Below are 321 nucleotides of genomic sequence, written 5' to 3' on the forward strand. Positions count from 1 at the left end.
TCGCCGGGGACGATTTTTGCCGTGCCCGCCGTGTAATACCCCTCCTGGGTGAAGGCGACTTTCGTCAGCTCATAGGTCACGTTTTCCCAGCTGGCCCCCGGCGGGAGCTGGGGCCGCAGGTTGGACAGCAGAACGGTATAGGTTTTCTCCAGGTGGTTGGCGATGTTCAGGTGCAGAGGCACGGCCTCGGGGGGCGCGGCCTTCCGCACGGTCAGGGTGGCCGGATTGCTTTCCGCTCGCCCCTCGCTGTTGGTCACGACGCACCGGTACTGCCAGCCGTTCATGCTCAAGACCGCCGCTTCGGTGGTGTAGCTGCTGTTC

Annotated in this window: 1 protein-coding gene; it reads right to left on the minus strand. The window is 64.5% G+C overall.

All coding sequences use genetic code 11. The annotated features are described in order from the left end of the window. Window positions 1-321 (minus strand): hypothetical protein (locus D1646_RS22075; protein WP_160638483.1); only part of this gene is annotated, 321 nt, incomplete at both ends.

This window comes from Pseudoflavonifractor sp. 60, from assembly GCF_009911645.1.
Taxonomy (GTDB): domain Bacteria; phylum Bacillota; class Clostridia; order Oscillospirales; family Oscillospiraceae; genus Lawsonibacter.